This window comes from Nocardia sp. NPDC059229, assembly GCF_042754165.1.
Taxonomy (GTDB): domain Bacteria; phylum Actinomycetota; class Actinomycetes; order Mycobacteriales; family Mycobacteriaceae; genus Nocardia.
In genome coordinates, this window is record NZ_JBHZAK010000005.1 from 272,688 (window position 1) to 288,275 (window position 15,588).

The 15,588-nt window shown below is 66.3% G+C and carries 18 protein-coding genes; 9 read left to right on the forward strand and 9 right to left on the reverse strand.

What is annotated here, in order from left to right; all coding sequences use genetic code 11:
- Window positions 1–28: 28 nt before the first annotated feature.
- The gene (locus tag ACFXHE_RS14680; RefSeq protein ID WP_354831265.1) at window positions 29–439 is read left to right on the forward strand and encodes a cupin domain-containing protein; all 411 of its coding nucleotides are present in this window, start codon (window positions 29–31) and stop codon (window positions 437–439) included.
- Window positions 440–523: 84 nt separating this feature from the next.
- Here the strand turns inward: ACFXHE_RS14680 and ACFXHE_RS14685 are convergent, their stop codons facing one another.
- Together ACFXHE_RS14685 and ACFXHE_RS14690 are read right to left on the reverse strand one after the other, a co-directional pair.
- Window positions 524–853 (reverse strand): hypothetical protein, encoded by a 330-nt coding sequence (locus ACFXHE_RS14685; protein WP_040854414.1) that lies wholly within the window; start codon window positions 851–853, stop codon window positions 524–526.
- Window positions 853–2,058 carry a Rieske 2Fe-2S domain-containing protein gene (locus tag ACFXHE_RS14690; protein WP_379383181.1) on the reverse strand — a complete coding sequence of 402 codons (1,206 nt, stop codon included), beginning with the start codon at window positions 2,056–2,058 and terminating at the stop codon, window positions 853–855. The genes ACFXHE_RS14685 and ACFXHE_RS14690 overlap by 1 nt, the downstream gene beginning before the upstream one ends.
- A gap of 196 nt (window positions 2,059–2,254) precedes the next feature.
- On the opposite strand from ACFXHE_RS14690, the gene hsaA reads away from it, so the two are divergent.
- From hsaA to hsaB, 4 genes are read left to right on the forward strand one after another with little or no spacing between them, the layout of a single operon-like run.
- Window positions 2,255–3,424: a 3-hydroxy-9,10-secoandrosta-1,3,5(10)-triene-9,17-dione monooxygenase oxygenase subunit gene (hsaA, locus tag ACFXHE_RS14695; protein WP_354831271.1), complete on the forward strand. Its 1,170-nt coding sequence runs from the start codon at window positions 2,255–2,257 to the stop codon at window positions 3,422–3,424.
- Window positions 3,425–3,429: 5 nt separating this feature from the next.
- Window positions 3,430–4,308 (forward strand): 4,5:9,10-diseco-3-hydroxy-5,9,17-trioxoandrosta-1(10),2-diene-4-oate hydrolase, encoded by an 879-nt coding sequence (hsaD, locus tag ACFXHE_RS14700; RefSeq protein ID WP_364606347.1) that lies wholly within the window; start codon window positions 3,430–3,432, stop codon window positions 4,306–4,308.
- Between the two features lie 2 nt (window positions 4,309–4,310).
- Window positions 4,311–5,210 carry an iron-dependent extradiol dioxygenase HsaC gene (hsaC, locus tag ACFXHE_RS14705; protein ID WP_354831276.1) on the forward strand — a complete coding sequence of 300 codons (900 nt, stop codon included), beginning with the start codon at window positions 4,311–4,313 and terminating at the stop codon, window positions 5,208–5,210.
- A gap of 21 nt (window positions 5,211–5,231) precedes the next feature.
- A complete protein-coding gene (gene hsaB, locus ACFXHE_RS14710) occupies window positions 5,232–5,816 on the forward strand; it encodes a 3-hydroxy-9,10-secoandrosta-1,3,5(10)-triene-9,17-dione monooxygenase reductase subunit (RefSeq protein WP_379383185.1) in 585 nt (194 codons plus the stop codon).
- 91 nt (window positions 5,817–5,907) lie between these two features.
- On the opposite strand, the gene ACFXHE_RS14715 is transcribed toward hsaB, so the two are convergent.
- Window positions 5,908–6,840, reverse strand: coding sequence for a cupin domain-containing protein (locus ACFXHE_RS14715; protein ID WP_379383187.1), 933 nt, complete (start codon window positions 6,838–6,840; stop codon window positions 5,908–5,910).
- Window positions 6,841–6,909: 69 nt separating this feature from the next.
- Window positions 6,910–7,836 (reverse strand): NADP-dependent oxidoreductase, encoded by a 927-nt coding sequence (locus tag ACFXHE_RS14720; RefSeq protein ID WP_379383189.1) that lies wholly within the window; start codon window positions 7,834–7,836, stop codon window positions 6,910–6,912.
- Between the two features lie 199 nt (window positions 7,837–8,035).
- Here ACFXHE_RS14720 and ACFXHE_RS14725 point away from each other — a divergent pair, with 199 nt between their 5' ends.
- Entirely contained in the window at window positions 8,036–8,242 is a 207-nt protein-coding gene (locus tag ACFXHE_RS14725; protein WP_379383191.1) for a DUF433 domain-containing protein, read from the forward strand.
- A gap of 16 nt (window positions 8,243–8,258) precedes the next feature.
- Here the strand turns inward: ACFXHE_RS14725 and ACFXHE_RS14730 are convergent, their stop codons facing one another.
- The 5 genes from ACFXHE_RS14730 to ACFXHE_RS14750 all read right to left on the reverse strand — a co-directional run bounded on the left by ACFXHE_RS14730 (window position 8,259) and on the right by ACFXHE_RS14750 (window position 11,884).
- Window positions 8,259–8,672, reverse strand: a complete 414-nt coding sequence (locus ACFXHE_RS14730) for a PIN domain nuclease (RefSeq protein WP_379383193.1) — start codon at window positions 8,670–8,672, stop codon at window positions 8,259–8,261.
- Window positions 8,669–8,884 (reverse strand): type II toxin-antitoxin system VapB family antitoxin, encoded by a 216-nt coding sequence (locus ACFXHE_RS14735; protein WP_040854392.1) that lies wholly within the window; start codon window positions 8,882–8,884, stop codon window positions 8,669–8,671. Before ACFXHE_RS14735 ends, ACFXHE_RS14730 begins: the two co-directional genes overlap by 4 nt.
- A gap of 170 nt (window positions 8,885–9,054) precedes the next feature.
- Window positions 9,055–10,119, reverse strand: coding sequence for a 4-hydroxy-2-oxovalerate aldolase (gene dmpG, locus ACFXHE_RS14740; RefSeq protein ID WP_379383195.1), 1,065 nt, complete (start codon window positions 10,117–10,119; stop codon window positions 9,055–9,057).
- A gap of 12 nt (window positions 10,120–10,131) precedes the next feature.
- The gene (locus ACFXHE_RS14745) at window positions 10,132–11,040 is read right to left on the reverse strand and encodes an acetaldehyde dehydrogenase (acetylating) (RefSeq protein WP_379383196.1); all 909 of its coding nucleotides are present in this window, start codon (window positions 11,038–11,040) and stop codon (window positions 10,132–10,134) included.
- A gap of 58 nt (window positions 11,041–11,098) precedes the next feature.
- Entirely contained in the window at window positions 11,099–11,884 is a 786-nt protein-coding gene (locus ACFXHE_RS14750) for a 2-keto-4-pentenoate hydratase (RefSeq protein ID WP_354831291.1), read from the reverse strand.
- A gap of 152 nt (window positions 11,885–12,036) precedes the next feature.
- Between ACFXHE_RS14750 and kstD the strand changes: the two genes are divergently transcribed.
- The 3 genes from kstD (at window position 12,037) to ACFXHE_RS14765 (ending at window position 15,571) form a co-directional block, all read left to right on the forward strand.
- A complete protein-coding gene (kstD, locus tag ACFXHE_RS14755) occupies window positions 12,037–13,755 on the forward strand; it encodes a 3-oxosteroid 1-dehydrogenase (protein ID WP_379383198.1) in 1,719 nt (572 codons plus the stop codon).
- A 265-nt stretch (window positions 13,756–14,020) separates the two neighbouring features.
- Complete coding sequence (locus tag ACFXHE_RS14760) at window positions 14,021–14,881, forward strand: MaoC/PaaZ C-terminal domain-containing protein (protein ID WP_379383199.1); 861 nt, start codon at window positions 14,021–14,023, stop codon at window positions 14,879–14,881.
- 342 nt (window positions 14,882–15,223) lie between these two features.
- Window positions 15,224–15,571, forward strand: a complete 348-nt coding sequence (locus ACFXHE_RS14765) for a hypothetical protein (RefSeq protein ID WP_379383201.1) — start codon at window positions 15,224–15,226, stop codon at window positions 15,569–15,571.
- Window positions 15,572–15,588: the final 17 nt, after the last annotated feature.

Here is a 15,588-nt window from a genome sequence, read left to right on the forward strand (position 1 = left end):
GGTCGAGCCCCGCAATACAGTGGGGGCCATGAGCGACGACCGTCCGAAGCTGGCCGCTGAACTGGATATGGTGCCGCATCCCGAGGGCGGCTGGTATCGGGAAACCTGGCGCAGCGGAGTGGAATTCGAGCCGGCAGGCTACCCGGGCCCGCGTGCGACCGGCACGGCCATCTATTTCCTGCTGCTACCCGGTGAGAAGTCCGCGCCACACACGGTGACGTCGGACGAGATCTGGTTCTGGCATCGGGGTGGTCCCCTGCTGCTGAACATCGGAGGTGAGGAGATCGTCCTCGGACCCGATGTCGAGCAGGGGCAACGTCCCCAGGCGGTGGTTCCCGGCGGAATCAGCCAGGCCGCCCGTCCGGCAGGTGACGACTACGTGCTGGTGAGTTGTGTCGTCTCCCCAGGATTCGATTTCGCCGACTTCCGGCTCGACTGAGCCGCGAACCTACTCTTCGATTCTCGTGCCCGCCGCGCTGTGCGCGGCGGGCACGAAGCAAGGAAATCGGTGGTCCGACGACTCTCAGTCGTCGATCCCGAGCAGACCCTCCGCGACCGCGTGGTCGATGGTCTTCTCCAGGTTCGGGCAGGAGTCCGGTTTACCGGTGGTCGGCCCGGACTCGGCCAGTTTGCGGAAGACCGGGCAGTGCGCGGCCGGATCGACCGTCCACTGCACCGTCTTCTGATTGTGGCTGTGCTTGCGCACGAGCACCTCGGTGCCGCAGGTCTGACACGCGATCGGTGTCAGCCCCGACTCCATGTAGTGCTCTTTGTCGAGAACCGTCTGGGCGCGCACCTGTGCTCGCTGTTCCGGACGGTCCGCGAAATCGGGTGCCTTCGCCCAGCTGGTCATCAGACGTTCGCCTCCTGCGCGGCGGCCTCGTCGGCCTCCCGCTTCTTCCGCAGGTTCTCCTCGACCTCGAGACCCCAGGCCTCGTTGGCCTTGGAGGTGTCGATCTCGAATTCGAAGCGCTGCACCGACTTCGGGTCGATGTCGGCGACATCGACGTAGAACTGGTCATACCAGCGGCGCAGCTGGTAGACCGGCCCGTCCTCCTCGGTCAGCAGCGGGTTGTCGATCTTGGACTTGTGCTTCCAGATCTCGACGTCCTGCAGGAAGCCCTCGCTGACGCCCTCGGTCATCTTGGCCGCGAACATCTGCGCCTGCTCCTCGGGCAGCCCCTTCGGCTTCTCCAGCGAGACGCCCCACTGCAGCATGAAGGAGTTCTGCGTGACCGGGTAGTGGCAGTTGATGAGGACCGTCTTGACCTCGAAGCCGCTGTAGATATTGAGCAGCGGGTTGATCATGTACGACGGCCCGAAGTACGACGCCTCGGACTTGAGCAGCACGTCGATGCCGGCCTTGGCCGCGTTGCCGATGTCCGGGCGGGCCTTGGTCTCCAGGTACTGGGTGGCGACGTGACCCTCGAGCACGTTCTTGAAGAACGTGGGGAAGGCGTAGTGGATATAGAAGAAGTGCGCCATATCCACGATGTTGTCGATGATCTCGCGGCAGTTGGAGCCCTCGATCAGCAGCGAGTGCCAGGTCCAGTCGGTCCAGCCCTCGTTGAGCGCCTCCGAGGAGCTGCCGTCGGCATTGGTGTAGGGACCCTCGATGTACGGGATGGTCACCTCGTCCGGCGGCGGGTTGCCCTCGTGGTCGTGCCAGACGAACAGCTGGCCGTTGCGCTCGAGCGTGATCCACGCGCGGGTGCGGGCCAGCGGGGGCACGCGCCGCGCGTAGGGGATGCCGGTGCACTTGCCGTCGCCGCCCCAGCGCCAGTCGTGGAACGGGCACGCGATGGAGTCGCCCTTGACCTCACCCATGGAGAGGTCGCCGCCCAGGTGACGACAGTAGGAGTCCAGTACCTTCAGTTCGTTCTGGCTGTTCATGAAAACGACCAGCTTGGTACCGAATACGTTGACCGCATGCGGCTTGCCGTCACGGAAGTCCTTGGCAAGGCCGAGGCAGTGCCAACCCCGGGCGTAGCGGGTGGGCATCGAGCCCACGTCGATCTCGCGGACCTTCCCGCGGGGCCCTTGGGCGCTTGTCGCCATCGTTGATCCTCCTATGGATGTACTAGAACACGTTACAAAATCGGCTGGCGGTTGGCCAGCGATAGGTCCCACTACCTGGATAGGGGCGCTCTGAGCTGCGCTTGTACTGCGTTCTCGACAGGAATAAGAACGTGTTCTACTCTCAGGGGCAAACGAAGACCGCTTCCCGTAACACCAGGCAGGAGCAACTGGCGAGATGACGCAAGAAGTAGTTGAGCGGGTCGAGGCGCTGCTGCCGACCCTGCGTGAGCGCGCCCAGGAGACCGAGGATCTGCGCCGCCTTCCCGACCAGACCGTCAAGGATCTGCAGGCGACCGGCTTCTTCAAGCTCGTGCAGCCCAAGCAGTGGGGCGGCTACGCCTGCGACCCGGTGATCTTCTACGACACCGTCCGCAAGATCGCCAGCGCGTGCGGCTCCACCGGCTGGTGCGCCGGCATTCTCGGCATCCACAACTGGCACCTGGCGCTGTTCGACCAGCGCGCGCAGGAAGAGGTGTGGGGCAACGACACCGAGGTCCGGATCTCCTCCTCCTACGCCCCGATGGGCGCGGGCGTGGTGACCGAGGACGGCGAGGGCTACATCGTCAATGGTTCGTGGGCCTGGTCCTCCGGCTCCGACCACGCCGACTGGGTGTTCGTCGGCGGACCGGTCATCAAGAACGGCAAGCCGGTCGACTTCGGCTCGTTCCTGATCCCCCGGAGCGAGTACAAGATCAACGACGTGTGGCACGTGGTCGGCCTGCGCGGCACCGGCTCCAACACCGTCGTGGTCGAGAACGTGTACGTGCCCCGACACCGCTTCCTCAGCATGCGAACCATGGGCGAACTGAAATCGCCTGGCCTGGAGCAGAATACCGACCCGCTGTACAAGATGCCGTGGGGCAGCATCCACCCCGCGACCATCACCGCGCCGATCATCGGCATGGGCTACGGCGCCTACGAGGCCCACGTGGAGCACCAGGGCAAGCGCGTCCGGGCCGCCTTCGCGGGCGAGAACACCAAGGACGACCCGTTCGCAAAGGTCCGGATCGCCGAGGCCGCCAGCGACATCGACGCCGCCTGGCGTCAGCTGTCGGGCAATATCGCCGACGAGTACGCGTGCATCGTGGCGGGCAAGGACGTTCCGTTCGAGATGCGCGCCGCCGCCCGCCGTGACCAGGTGCGCGCCACCGGCCGCGTGATCGCCTCCGTCGACCGCCTGTTCGAGGCCGCCGGCGCCACCGCGCTCGTGGAAGGCACTCCGCTGCAGCGCTTCTGGCGTGACGCCCACGCCGGCCGTGTGCACGCCTCGCAGGACCCGGAGCGCGCCTACGTCATGTACGGCACCCACGCCTTCGGTCTCCCGGTCACCGACGGAATGGTGTAATCCCCATGACCGCAGTGGGAGAGATCACCTACGAGTCCACCTCGCGCTTCGCGCAGGTGCGGCCGGACCTGAAGCTGCACTACCACGAGGCCGGGGTCGGCAACGGGCCCACCATCGTGCTGCTGCACGGCGGCGGCCCGGGCGCGTCCTCGTGGTCCAACTTCGCCAAGAACATTCCGGTGCTGGCCAAGGACTTTCACGTCCTCGCGGTCGACCAGCCGGGCTTCGGCCGATCCGACAAGCCGACCGAGCACCCGCAGTACTTCGTGCACTCGGCCTCGGCGCTGAAGGACCTGCTCGACACCCTCGGCATCACCGAACGCGTACACCTGCTGGGCAATTCGCTCGGCGGCGGCGCGGCCACCCGCTTCGCGCTGGACTACCCGGACCGCGCCGGCAAGCTGGTGCTGATGGGCCCGGGCGGCCTGTCCACCAACCTGTTCGCGCCGGACCCCACCGAGGGCGTGAAGCTGCTGTCCAAGTTCAACTTCGAACCCACGAAGGAGAACCTGGAGGCGTTCCTGCGGATCATGGTCTTCGACCAGAAGCTGATCACGCCCGAACTCGTCGAGGAGCGCTTCGCCTCGGCCTCGCAGCCGGAGTCGCTGGCCGCCACCCGCGCCATGGGCAAGTCCTTCGCCGGACCCGATTTCGCCAAGGGCATGATCTGGCGCGACGCGTTCAAGCTGCGGCAGCCGGTGCTCATGATCTGGGGCCGGGAGGATCGGGTCAACCCGATCGACGGCGCCCTGGTCGCCTTGAAGATGGTGCCGCGCGTGCAGTTGCATGTCTTCGGCGGTTGTGGACACTGGGCACAGCTGGAGAAGTTCGACGAATTCAACCGCCTGGCAACCGACTTCCTGCTCGGCGTCAAGGAGAAGTGAGCATGAGTATCAAGGCGCTCGGCTACATGCGCATCGAGGCCACCGATATGGCGGCCTGGCGCGAGTACGGCCTCAAGGTGCTCGGCATGATGGAGGGCGACGGGCTCAACCCCGACGCGCTCTACCTGCGCATGGACGATTTCGCCGCACGGCTGGTGATCGTCCCCGGTGAGCAGGACCGGCTGCTGGTCTCGGGCTGGGAGGTCACCGACGCCCGCGGGCTGCAGCAGCTGCGCGAGACCCTGTCCAAGGCCGGGGTCGCCTTCACCGAGGGCACCAAGGAGGAGCTCGGCGAGCGCCGGGTCGAGGGCATGATCCGGTTCCAGGATCCGGCCGGCAACACCCTCGAGGCGTTCTACGGCGCGCAGTACCTGGGCCGCCGCTTCGTGAGCCCCTACGGCCACAAGTTCGTCACCGCCGAACAGGGCCTGGGCCACGTGGTCCTCACCTGCACGGACGACGCTGCGGCACAGGCGTTCTACCAGGACGTGCTGGGCTTTCGGCTGCGCGACTCCATGCGGCTGCCTCCGCAGCTGGTGGGCCGTCCCGCCGACGGCGACCCGGCCTGGCTGCGCTTCTACGGCTGCAACCCGCGCCACCACGCGCTGGCGTTCCTGCCGCTGCCGAACCCGACGGGCATCGTGCACCTCATGGTCGAGGTGGAGAACTCCGACGACGTCGGCCTCTGCCTGGACCGCGCCAACCGCAAGAAGGTGAAGATGTCGGCCACCCTCGGGCGGCACATCAACGACAAGATGCTCTCGTTCTACATGAAGACGCCGGGCGGGTTCGACATCGAATTCGGCTGTGAGGGACTGGAAGTCGACGACCACTCGTGGATCGCGCGGGAATCCACCGCGGTCAGCCTGTGGGGCCACGACTTCAGCGTCGGATTCAAGTAGCGAGACGAACAGGGGCGGCCAATGACCACCGACGCCAATCCCGTCATCGACGGGCGTCAGTTCCGGAACGTGCTGGGGCAGTTCTGCACCGGCATCACCGTCATCACCACCTTCGACGGCATCGACGGCGCGCGGGCCCCCATCGGCTTCGCGTGCCAGTCGTTCGCCGCCCTGTCCCTCGATCCGCCGCTGGTGCTGTTCTGCCCCACCAAGGAGTCCCGCTCCTGGGCGGCGATCGAACGCAACGGCAGCTTCGCCGTGAACATGCTCGCCGAGGAGCAACAGCCGGTGTGCGCCCGCTTCGGCTCCCGCGAACCCGACAAGTTCGCCGGAATCGACTGGCACACCTCGGAACTGGACCTCCCGGTGCTGGACGGCGCGTTGGCCACGATCCAGTGCACTGTGGACAACGTGCTCGACGGCGGCGATCACTACATCGTGATCGGCCGGGTCCAGGCCCTGTCGGAGTCCACCGACTCCGGCAGGCCGCTGCTCTTCTACCGGGGCCAGTACACGGCCATCGAACCGGAGAAGACGACGCCCGCGCCCTGGCGCGCGGACCTCGAACACTTCCTCACGACCACCACCTTGGACACCTGGTTGTGAGTCGGGTTCCTCCAGAACCCTGGCGATAGAAAAGTGCCCCTGTGGAATTCATCCACAGGGGCGCTTTGCCTCTGTGAGTGTTGTGGATGGATCAGGCAGCGGCGCGGGCCTGCCGACGGTATTGGCCAGGGGCGAGGCCGTATTCACGCTTGAACGCCTTCCCGAATGCGAACTCGGAGCTGTATCCCGCTCGGGCCGCGACCTTTTCGATGGCCAGCTCGTCCTCGCGCAGCAGGCGGGCCGCGGTGGTGAGCCGCCAGCGGGTCAGGTACGCCAGCGGTGGTTCGCCGACCATGGCATTGAACTTGCGGGCGAACGCGGCGCGGGACAGGCCCGCATGGTCGGCGAGGGACTGCACGGTCCAGGGCGCGGCCGGATCGCCGTGCATGGCTTCGAGGGCCGGGGCGACGGCCGGATCACGCAGCGCCGCAGCCCATCCCACCGCCTCGGATTGCGGCTGCTCCTCGATCCAGGCGCGCAGGATGTACAGCAGCAGCGAGTCGATCAGCGCCGGCACGATGCCGTGCGACCCGATGCGCGGATTGTCGAGCTCCGCGCCGAGCAACTGGATCGCGGCATTCAACTCCGGGTGCCGGCCGTGGCGGGCGGGCAGATGGATCACCTCCGGGAGCTGCCGCAGCAACGGATGCGGCCGCTGCCCGTCGAGGTGATAGTTGCCGCAGAGCAGACTGGTGGCCGGGCCGTCCCCGCCGATCTGCAACGCGCCCACGGGCGGACGCTGGGTGTACTGCTCGGGCCGGGGAACCTCAGGAGGGGTGTCCGGGTGGTCGGCGAGAATATGCCCTGCCCCATCCCGGACGAAGACCACATCACCGGGCCCGAGCGCGATCGGCCGGGCACTGCTGTCCGAGGGATAGAACCAGCAGGTCCCGTGCAGCACCACATGGAATCCCGCACCCGCCGTCGGCGGCAGCTGCAGCGCCCACGGCACCCGCCCATCCGTCCGCACCGAGTTCGGCGCACCGGTCCGCATCGAAGCCAGGGCCTCACTCAGCACATCCATGACCGGTCTCCTTCACCTCGAACCCGTGCCCTGCAACCCGGATCCCGCCCCGATTATTCGCCCCGCTCCTCACTCGACGGTCAGCACCACTTTGCCGACGGTCTGCCCCGACGCCACGATCTCGTGCGCCTTCCCCGCCTCCTCCAGCGGCAGCGTCTCGGCAATGGTCGGCCGCAGCTTCCCCGCGTCGACCAGCTCCGCGATCTGCTCCAGCGCCCAGTAATCCGGTTCCACAGAAACACCCGCGAACCGGCGCCCGGCTTCCTTCACGGCCCGCTCCAGCTCCGGATTCACATGCTCGAGAATGGTCACCAGCACCCCACCCGGCTTCAACACCTGAAGCGACCGCGCCCCATCGGCGACAGAGTCGAAGACAATATCGACATCCTTCACAGCCGCGGTGAAATCGGTTGTCCGGTAATCGATCACCTCATCAGCCCCGAGGCTCTTCACATAGTCGTGCTTCCCGGCGCTGGCCAGCGCGATCACATACGCACCCCGCGCCTTCGCAATCTGCACCGCCAGATGCCCGACCCCACCGGCCGCCCGGTGAATCAGCACCCGATCCCCCTCCTTGACACCCGCCTTGTCCACCAGCCCCTGCCACGCGGTCAGCCCCGCCAGCGGCAGCGCCGCAGCCTCAACATGGCTCAGCGACTTCGGCTTCCGAGCCACCTGCCGCGAGGGCGTCGCCACATACTCCGCGTAACCCGTTGCGGCCCGAGGAAAGAACGGCATCCCATAAACCTCTTCCCCGATCTCATACCGCGCCCCCGGCCCAGCAGCCTCCACCACCCCGGAGATATCCCACCCAACCCCGAACGGCGGCTCCCCCAGCAACGGGAACGCCCCCGACCGCACCGCCACATCAACAGGATTGACCGCACTGGCCTTCACCCGAACCAGCACCTCCCCCGACAGCAACTCCGGCTTCTCGACCTCCACAACCTCCAGCACCTCAGGCCCACCGAAGCTCTTCTGAACCACCGCACGCATCGCTCTGTCCTCCAACGCTTTCCCCGGCCCGTTCATCGAACCGAACGAGGACAACGCTAGGCGGAAGATACAAGACCCTGAATGGCCTCAGATCTCTCATTTTTATCCAATCGTATCCATTGGAAGACGTAGAGCCAGTTGATGCCAGACCAATCCGAATACCAGCGGATCGGGAACGCAGGCCCTCTAAGGTTGTGCCATGTCCCGCGACCGCATCACATCCAGCCCGGCCGTATGCCATGGCAAGCCGACGATTCGCGGGCTGCGCTACACCGTCGAGATGCTGCTGGAACTGCTTGCCGCCGGGATGCCCACCGCCGAAATCCTCGACGACTACCCAGACCTCGAACCCGACGACCTCCTTGCGGTCCTCGAGTATGAAGCCACCCTGCGCAGATCGAGGTGACGAGGGAACCGCTGGATCAGGGAGTTCCCAGTCGACGATGAGGCTGGCCGGTTATGGCTGCGACGCAATCGAAGTCGCGGTCGCGGTGCAGCAAGGTCAGACCCCTGAGTTCGGCGGTAGCCGCGACGACGAGGTCGACCGGTCCCGCGCTGCGGTGCTGCCCTCGACTGGTCAACTCGCCCTGCACTTCCCATGCCCGCCGGTAGGCACGATCGTCGACCGGCTCCCAGCCGAACAGAATGCGAATCTGCTCGATCAGCGACTCGCGATCGGCAATCGAACGCGCACTGTAAAAGAACTCGAGTTCGGTGATCGGGCAGATCGCGATCAACCCTGCGGCGGCGACGCGCTGCCACACCACCCCGTCCGGCTCCTGACGCAGCAGCGGGACCAGAGCGCTCGTGTCGATGAGGAACTGCGCCCCATTCACCGGCGATAGTTCCGCTTGTCTTCGAATATCTCCACATCGATCGCGCCATCGGCGACCAGTTCCTGTAGCCGCGTCAGCGCGACCGCACGGCGGCGGATCTCGAGAATTTCCCGAAGGGCCGCATTCACGGTGTCTTTCTTCGTCGTTGTCCCAAGGGCCTTCGACGCGTCGGCTACCAGCTGATCGTCAAGGTCGATCACCGTCCGAGCCATGAGCCACCTCCAGATATACAAGCCTGAATCGATGATATCAGGTTAGATACATCAAGGGCGGGCAGATCGGCAGAAGACGCTGGTCAGCTTACTGATCGGTCATTGAACGGGTGCCGAAAACGCCGCTGGGCCGCAACCGGAGTCGGTTGCGGCCCAGTGAAGGGGTGGGGTCAGGCGTTGGCGGCCGACTTTTCCTTTTCGCGCTGGAGTTCCAGAGCGATGTCGATGAGCTGGTCTTCCTGGCCGCCCACCAGCTTGCGCTGGCCGGCGCGGACGAGCATTTCGGCGGCGGAGACGCCGTAGCGTTCGGCCTGGCGCTCGGCGTGACGCAGGAAGGACGAGTAGACGCCTGCGTAGCCCATCATCAATGCCTGGCGGTCGAGGAGGCATTCGCTCGGCATGGCCGGGCGGACGACATCTTCCGCGGCATCGGTGACGGCGAAGAAGTCGACGCCGGTCTTGATGCCGAGCTTGTCGCAGACGCCGATGAAGGCTTCGACGGGGAGGTTGCCGGCGCCTGCGCCGAAACGGCGTGCGCTGCCGTCGATCTGGGTGGCACCGGCGCGGACGGCGTAGACGGAGTTGGCGACGGCGAGGCCGAGGTTCTCGTGGCCGTGGAAGCCGACCTGGGCGTCGTTGCCGAGTTCGGCGACGAGAGCCGAGACGCGGTCCGTAACCTGGTCCAGCACAAGGGCACCCGCCGAGTCGACGACGTAGACGCACTGGCAGCCCGCGTCGGCCATGATGCGGGCCTGCTTGGCGAGGTTCTCCGGGGTGGTGGAGTGCGCCATCATCAGGAAGCCGACGGTCTCGAGGCCGAGGTCGCGGGCCATGTTGAAGTGCTGGATGGAGACGTCGGCCTCGGTGCAGTGGGTGGCGATGCGGCAGATGGACGCACCGTTGTCCTGCGAGATCTTGATGTCTTCCTTGACGCCGACGCCCGGCAGCATGAGGAAGGCGATCTTGGCCTGCTTGGCGGTCTCCGCGGCGGCCTTGATCAGTTCCTGCTCAGGGGTTTTCGAGAACCCGTAGTTGAACGAGGAACCGCCCAGGCCGTCACCGTGGGTGACCTCGAGGACCGGCACACCGGACGCATCCAGCGCGCCGACGATGTCGCGCACTTCCTGCACGGTGAACTGGTGGCGCTTGTGGTGCGAGCCGTCGCGCAGGCTGGTGTCGGTGACCCGGACGTCGAGGTCGGCCGAGAACGGCTTCAGGACATTGGGATTGGTCATTATCGGAACTCCTTACACCCGAGCCGAGATGATCTGGTCGGCCAGCACGTTGCCCACCTGGGTGGCGGCGGCCGTCATGATGTCGAGGTTGCCCGAGTACGGCGGCAGGAAGTCGCCCGCGCCCTCGACCTCGACGAAGATCGAAACCTTCGCCATGCCACCGGAAACCAGCGACGGCTCGTCGAACTGCGGCTCGTTGAGCAGCCGGTAGCCGGGCACGTACTGCTGGATGGACTTCTCCATCCGGTGCACCGACTCGGTGATGGCGTCGCGGTCGGCGTCCTCGGGGATGGCGCAGAAGATGGTGTCGCGCATGATCATCGGCGGCTCGGCCGGATTCAGGATGATGATCGCCTTGCCACGCTTCGCCCCACCGATGGTCTCGACACCGGCGGAGGTGGTCTTGGTGAACTCGTCGATGTTCGCGCGAGTGCCGGGACCGGCGGACACGGAGGACACCGACGCCACGATCTCGGCGTACTCGACGGGTACGACGCGGGACACGGCGTGCACCATCGGAATCGTCGCCTGCCCACCGCAGGTGATCATGTTGACGTTCATCTCGTCGCGCAGCGAGTCGAGGTTGACCGGCGGAATCACGGCCGGGCCGACGGCGGCGGGGGTGAGGTCGATGGCGCGGATGCCGGCCTCGGCGTACTTGGGCGCGTAGGCCCGGTGCACGTACGCGGAGGTGGCCTCGAACAGCAGGTCCGGCTTCTCCGGCAGTGCCAGCAGCCAGTCCGCGCCCTCGGCGGAGGTCTCCAGGCCCAGGCCGCGGGCGCGCTTGAGGCCCTCGGACTCCGGGTCGATGCCGATCATCCAGCGCGGCTCGATCTTCTCCGAACGCAGCAGCTTGTACAGCAGATCGGTGCTGATATTGCCGGACCCGACGATCGCGGCGGTGACTTTGCTTGCAGTCACGGCTTTCTCCTACTCGGTGAGGTCAGTGTCTGTGCGACGCGGCCTGATCGGCTCAGGTCTACGCGAAACCCAGATGGACGGAACCGAGTCCGGCGAACTCGGCGATGAACTCGTCGCCCGGGCGGGCGTCGATGGCGCGGGTGCAGGAGCCGGGCAGCACGATGTCGCCGGCCTTGAGGCGCACCCCGAAGGAGGCGACCTTGCGCGCCAGCCACGCCACGGCGATGGTCGGGTCACCCAGCACGGCGTCCGAGCGGCCCTCGGCGATGACTTCGCCATTGCGGGTCAGCACGGCGTCGATGTTCTTGATATCCAGCTGATCCGGCGAGACCCGCTGCTTGCCCAGCACGTATCCGGCGGAGGACGCATTGTCGGCGATGGTGTCGCAGAGCGCGATCTTCCAGTCCTTGATGCGGGTGTCGATCAGCTCGATGGAGGGCGCGTAGGCGACGGTGGCCTTGCGCACGTCCTCCTCGGTGCAGTCCTCGCCGGGCAGGTCCGCGCCCAGGATGAAGCCGACCTCGACCTCGACGCGGGGGTACAGGTACTTGGAGGTGTCGACCGGAACGTCTTCGAAGACTTCCATCTCCGCGAGCAGGTGCCCGTAGTCGGGTTCGTCCACGCCCATCATCTGCTGCATGGCCTTGGAGGACAGGCCCACCTTGTGGCCCACGACCTTGGCGCCGCCGTCGAAGCGCTGCCGCATATTGATGAGCTGGATCTCGTAGGCATCGACCACGTCGATCTCGGGATGCCGCACGGCCAGCGGATCGATCGGAACCCGGGTCCGCTCGGCCGCCGCGAGCTCGTCGGCCAGTTCCTTACGTAGCGCGTCGGTCAGCACGCTGTGTTCCTTCCATCGGGGGTACCGGCCGGTGGCCATCCAGTAACGAGACTAGAAACTGAAACGAGTTTTTGTGAATAACGTCGCTTCAGCAGTCCCATCTGCCAGACCAACATAGACCAAACCAGGATCGATTCTATAACGTGTTCTACATGACTGATCGGGATTACGACGTGGTGGTGGTCGGCAGCGGTGCCGCCGGTATGTCCGCCGCCCTCACCGCTGCGCACCACGGTCTGCGCACGGTGCTCATCGAAAAGGCCGCTCATTACGGCGGTTCTACCGCGCGATCGGGCGGTGGCGTCTGGATTCCCGGAAACAAGGTGCTGAAGGCCGCGGGCCGTGGGAACGACCTCGACGAGGCGCGCACCTACCTGTACAGCATCATCGGCGACGTGGTGCCCAAGGAGAAGATCGACACCTACATCGATCGCGGCGCCGAAGCCTTCGACTACGTGCTCGACCACTCCGCCCTGAAGATGACCTGGGTACCCGGCTACTCCGACTACTACCCGGAGGCACCGGGCGGCAAGGCGGACGGCCGCAGCTGCGAGCCCAAGCCGTTCAACCTCAAAGTCCTGGGCGAGGAGCGCTTCAAGCTGGAGCCGGCCTACAGCAAGGCGCCGCTGAACGTCGTCGTCATGCAGGCGGACTACAAGAAGCTCAACCTGATTCGCCGCCACCCGGTCGGCATCGCGCGCGTGCTGCGCGTCGGCACCCGCTGGGCGTGGGGAAAGGTCACCGGCAAGGCGCTGGTCGGCATGGGCCAGGCCATCATCGCCGGCCTGCGCAAGGGCCTGCTGGACGCGAATGTGCCGGTGCTGCTGAACACCCCGCTCACCGGACTGGTGATCGACAACGGCGTAGTCACCGGCGTCGACGCCGAGGAGAACGGGCAGGCCGTCCGGTTCAACGCCAAGTACGGCGTCATCCTGGCCAGCGGCGGTTTCGAGCACAACGCCGACATGCGGCACAAGTACCAGCGCGAACCCATCACCACCGAGTGGACCACGGGCGCGGCCGCCAATACCGGCGACGGCATCCGGGCGGGCATCGCGGCGGGCGCGGACATCGACTTCATGGACGACGCCTGGTGGGGTCCGACCACCTTCCGCGGTGAAGGAAAGCCCTGGTTCTGCCTCGCGGAGCGAAATCTGCCCGGCAGCATCATGATCAATACGCAAGGTCAGCGATTCGGTAATGAGTCCGCTCCTTACGTCGAGGCTGTGCACACCATGTACGGCGGCGAATACGGGCAGGGTGAGGGTCCGGGCGAGAACGTGCCGTGCTGGCTGGTGTTCGATCAGCGCTACCGGTCCCGGTACATCTTCGCCGGATTGCAGCCTGGCCAGCGGATTCCGTCCCGGTGGATGGAAAACGACCTGATCGTCGTCGCGCCCACGGTGGCCGAACTGGCCGAGAAGATCGGCGTCCCCGCCGACAAGCTGGCCGCCACCGTCGAGCGCTTCAACGGCTTCGCCGCGACCGGCAAGGACCTCGACTACAACCGCGGCGACAGCGCCTACGACCGGTACTACGGCGACCAGACCATCAAGCCGAACCCGTGCCTGAACAAGCTCGAGGTCGGCCCGTTCTACGCGGTGAAGATGGTCCCCGGCGACCTCGGCACCAAGGGCGGCTTGGTCACCGACAACGATGCCCGCGTGCTGCGCGAGGACGGGACCGTCATCGAGGGCCTGTACGCCGCCGGCAACACCTCGTCCCCGGTGATGGGCCACACCTACGCCGGTCCCGGCGCGACCATCGGCCCCGCCATCACCTTCGGCTACCTGGCCGCCCTGGACATCGCCGCCAAGGCCAAGAACGGCGCGCCGGTGGCCGAGACGGTGTCGTCCCAAGAAGCGTCCTGAACCGTCCCAACCCGGTTCAGGATCGGGTTGGGCGCGAGTCGGGTCACGTCGAGTCCGCGCCCAACCCACCCCGCATGCCCCGCCGTACCGCTCTATCCCGGCGGGGCGCGGACAACTGAACAGCCCGTGCCCGCCGCCGCGAGCGCTCTTTCCCGCGGCGGGCCGGGAACCAGACTTTCGAGCGCGACCCGGTCAGCGGGGCGGCGGCTTGCGGGGAGGCGAGCCGCGCCGGACCATCGGACGCGAGTGACGAGGAGAACCTTTCATGCCCATCGATTTGAGTGTCGCGCTCGGCGCGCAGATTCCCGCGCGCGAATTCAGCTGGTCCGCCAGTGATGTGCAGACCTACAACCTGGCGCTCGGCGCGGGCAACCGCTGGACCGACGCCGCCGAGCTGCGCTACGTCGACGATCGCGAGCCGCAGGTGCTGCCGTCCTTCGCGACCGTCGCGCCGTCCTTCCACGAGACCGAGCCGCCGAAGGTGAAGTTCGACGGCATCGACATCGATCTGGCGAAGGTCGTGCACGGCAGCCAGGAGATCATCGTGCACCGCCCGATCCCGGCCTCCGGCAAGGGCAGCATCTCCGGCCGCATCAGCGAGATCTGGGACAAGGGCTCCAATGCCGTCATCTGGCGTGAGGACACCGCCGTCGGCTCCGACGGCGAACCCCTGTGGACGTCGCGCTCCTCCATCTTCGCCAAGGGCGAGGGCGGCTTCGGCGGCGACCGCGGCCCCAGCGCGAAGACCGAACTTCCGAACCGGGCACCGGATTTCGAGGTACTCACCCCCACCCTGCCGCAGCAGGCGCTGCTCTACCGCATGTGCGGCGACCGCAACCCGCTGCACTCGGACCCCGAATTCGCCCGCAACGCCGGCTTCCCCAACCCGATCCTGCACGGCCTGTGCACCTACGGCCTGGTCCTGAAGACCGCGACCGACACCGTCCTGGCCTCGGATGTGTCCCGCGTCAAGGGTTTCCGCGCCCGCTTCGCCGGCGTCATGTACCCCGGTGAGACCCTGCGCTCCCGAATCTGGCAGCAGGACGGGGAACTCGTCATCGCGGTCACCGTCGTCGAGCGCGACGACGCCCCCGTCCTCGCGGACGTGGTCCTCACCCACTCGTAACCCGAACAGAGCTTCAAGATCAGGGAGCTCTCACTGCGGAAATCGGACAGATTTCCTCGGTGGGAGCTCCCTGATCTTGTTGGGCAGCCGGCGAGGGGCCGAGACACTGTGGGTGACACGACAATCCGGCCATAAGCCGCATTCCGGATATCGAGATGGCCGCAAACCTGCAGCGCGACACCGGGATCGGCGAGAGCCGAGTTGCTCAAAGCGGCCGAAATTCGATTGAACCTGACCCAAGACGCGCTGGAGGCGTAACGTCTTCAGGCATACGGTGAATATCTAGCTAACCAACTGAATATCTAGCTGACTACTACCGAAAGACATGGAGAAGGTGAACAAATGGCCGCCTGGCAAGTGTTCACGGCCACTCTCGCAACGCTCGTGATCATGGCTGTCACCATCATGAGCCTGCACCACCCCCATCACGATCCGGACCGACTCTCCGTAGAACGCATCCGCGATCGAATCAACAAGGAACGCAGCGTATTAGCGCTGGCAACTCCCGACACCTCCGCCTGGTCGCACCTCGCTCCGGATCACCCGCTGGGCGTCCAGGAAGCCCATCGCACCATGCAGCAGCACCGCCGCTGCCCGGTTGCGGAGTGCGCGCGCAAAGCGGCGGCATTCCGGGCGCTCATCGACGCCGGCCGCATCAAGCCGACCCGCATGCCCCCCGCCCTCCAGTAGTCGCCGCGGCGGCCGCC

Excerpts from the sequence above, each read along its gene's own strand:
- ACFXHE_RS14685 (WP_040854414.1), bottom strand. The coding sequence starts at position 853 with ATGACCAGCTGGGCGAAGGCACCCGATTTCGCGGACCGTCCGGAACAG.
- ACFXHE_RS14725 (WP_379383191.1), top strand. The coding sequence starts at position 8,036 with ATGTCCCGCGACCGCATCACATCCAGCCCGGCCGTATGCCATGGCAAG.
- dmpG (WP_379383195.1), bottom strand. The coding sequence starts at position 10,119 with ATGACCAATCCCAATGTCCTGAAGCCGTTCTCGGCCGACCTCGACGTC.
- hsaA (WP_354831271.1), top strand. The coding sequence starts at position 2,255 with ATGACGCAAGAAGTAGTTGAGCGGGTCGAGGCGCTGCTGCCGACCCTG.
- ACFXHE_RS14760 (WP_379383199.1), top strand. The coding sequence starts at position 14,021 with ATGCCCATCGATTTGAGTGTCGCGCTCGGCGCGCAGATTCCCGCGCGC.
- kstD (WP_379383198.1), top strand. The coding sequence starts at position 12,037 with ATGACTGATCGGGATTACGACGTGGTGGTGGTCGGCAGCGGTGCCGCC.
- ACFXHE_RS14765 (WP_379383201.1), top strand. The coding sequence starts at position 15,224 with ATGGCCGCCTGGCAAGTGTTCACGGCCACTCTCGCAACGCTCGTGATC.
- ACFXHE_RS14690 (WP_379383181.1), bottom strand. The coding sequence starts at position 2,058 with ATGGCGACAAGCGCCCAAGGGCCCCGCGGGAAGGTCCGCGAGATCGAC.
- hsaB (WP_379383185.1), top strand. The coding sequence starts at position 5,232 with ATGACCACCGACGCCAATCCCGTCATCGACGGGCGTCAGTTCCGGAAC.
- ACFXHE_RS14715 (WP_379383187.1), bottom strand. The coding sequence starts at position 6,840 with ATGGATGTGCTGAGTGAGGCCCTGGCTTCGATGCGGACCGGTGCGCCG.
- ACFXHE_RS14720 (WP_379383189.1), bottom strand. The coding sequence starts at position 7,836 with ATGCGTGCGGTGGTTCAGAAGAGCTTCGGTGGGCCTGAGGTGCTGGAG.
- hsaD (WP_364606347.1), top strand. The coding sequence starts at position 3,430 with ATGACCGCAGTGGGAGAGATCACCTACGAGTCCACCTCGCGCTTCGCG.
- ACFXHE_RS14680 (WP_354831265.1), top strand. The coding sequence starts at position 29 with ATGAGCGACGACCGTCCGAAGCTGGCCGCTGAACTGGATATGGTGCCG.
- hsaC (WP_354831276.1), top strand. The coding sequence starts at position 4,311 with ATGAGTATCAAGGCGCTCGGCTACATGCGCATCGAGGCCACCGATATG.
- ACFXHE_RS14735 (WP_040854392.1), bottom strand. The coding sequence starts at position 8,884 with ATGGCTCGGACGGTGATCGACCTTGACGATCAGCTGGTAGCCGACGCG.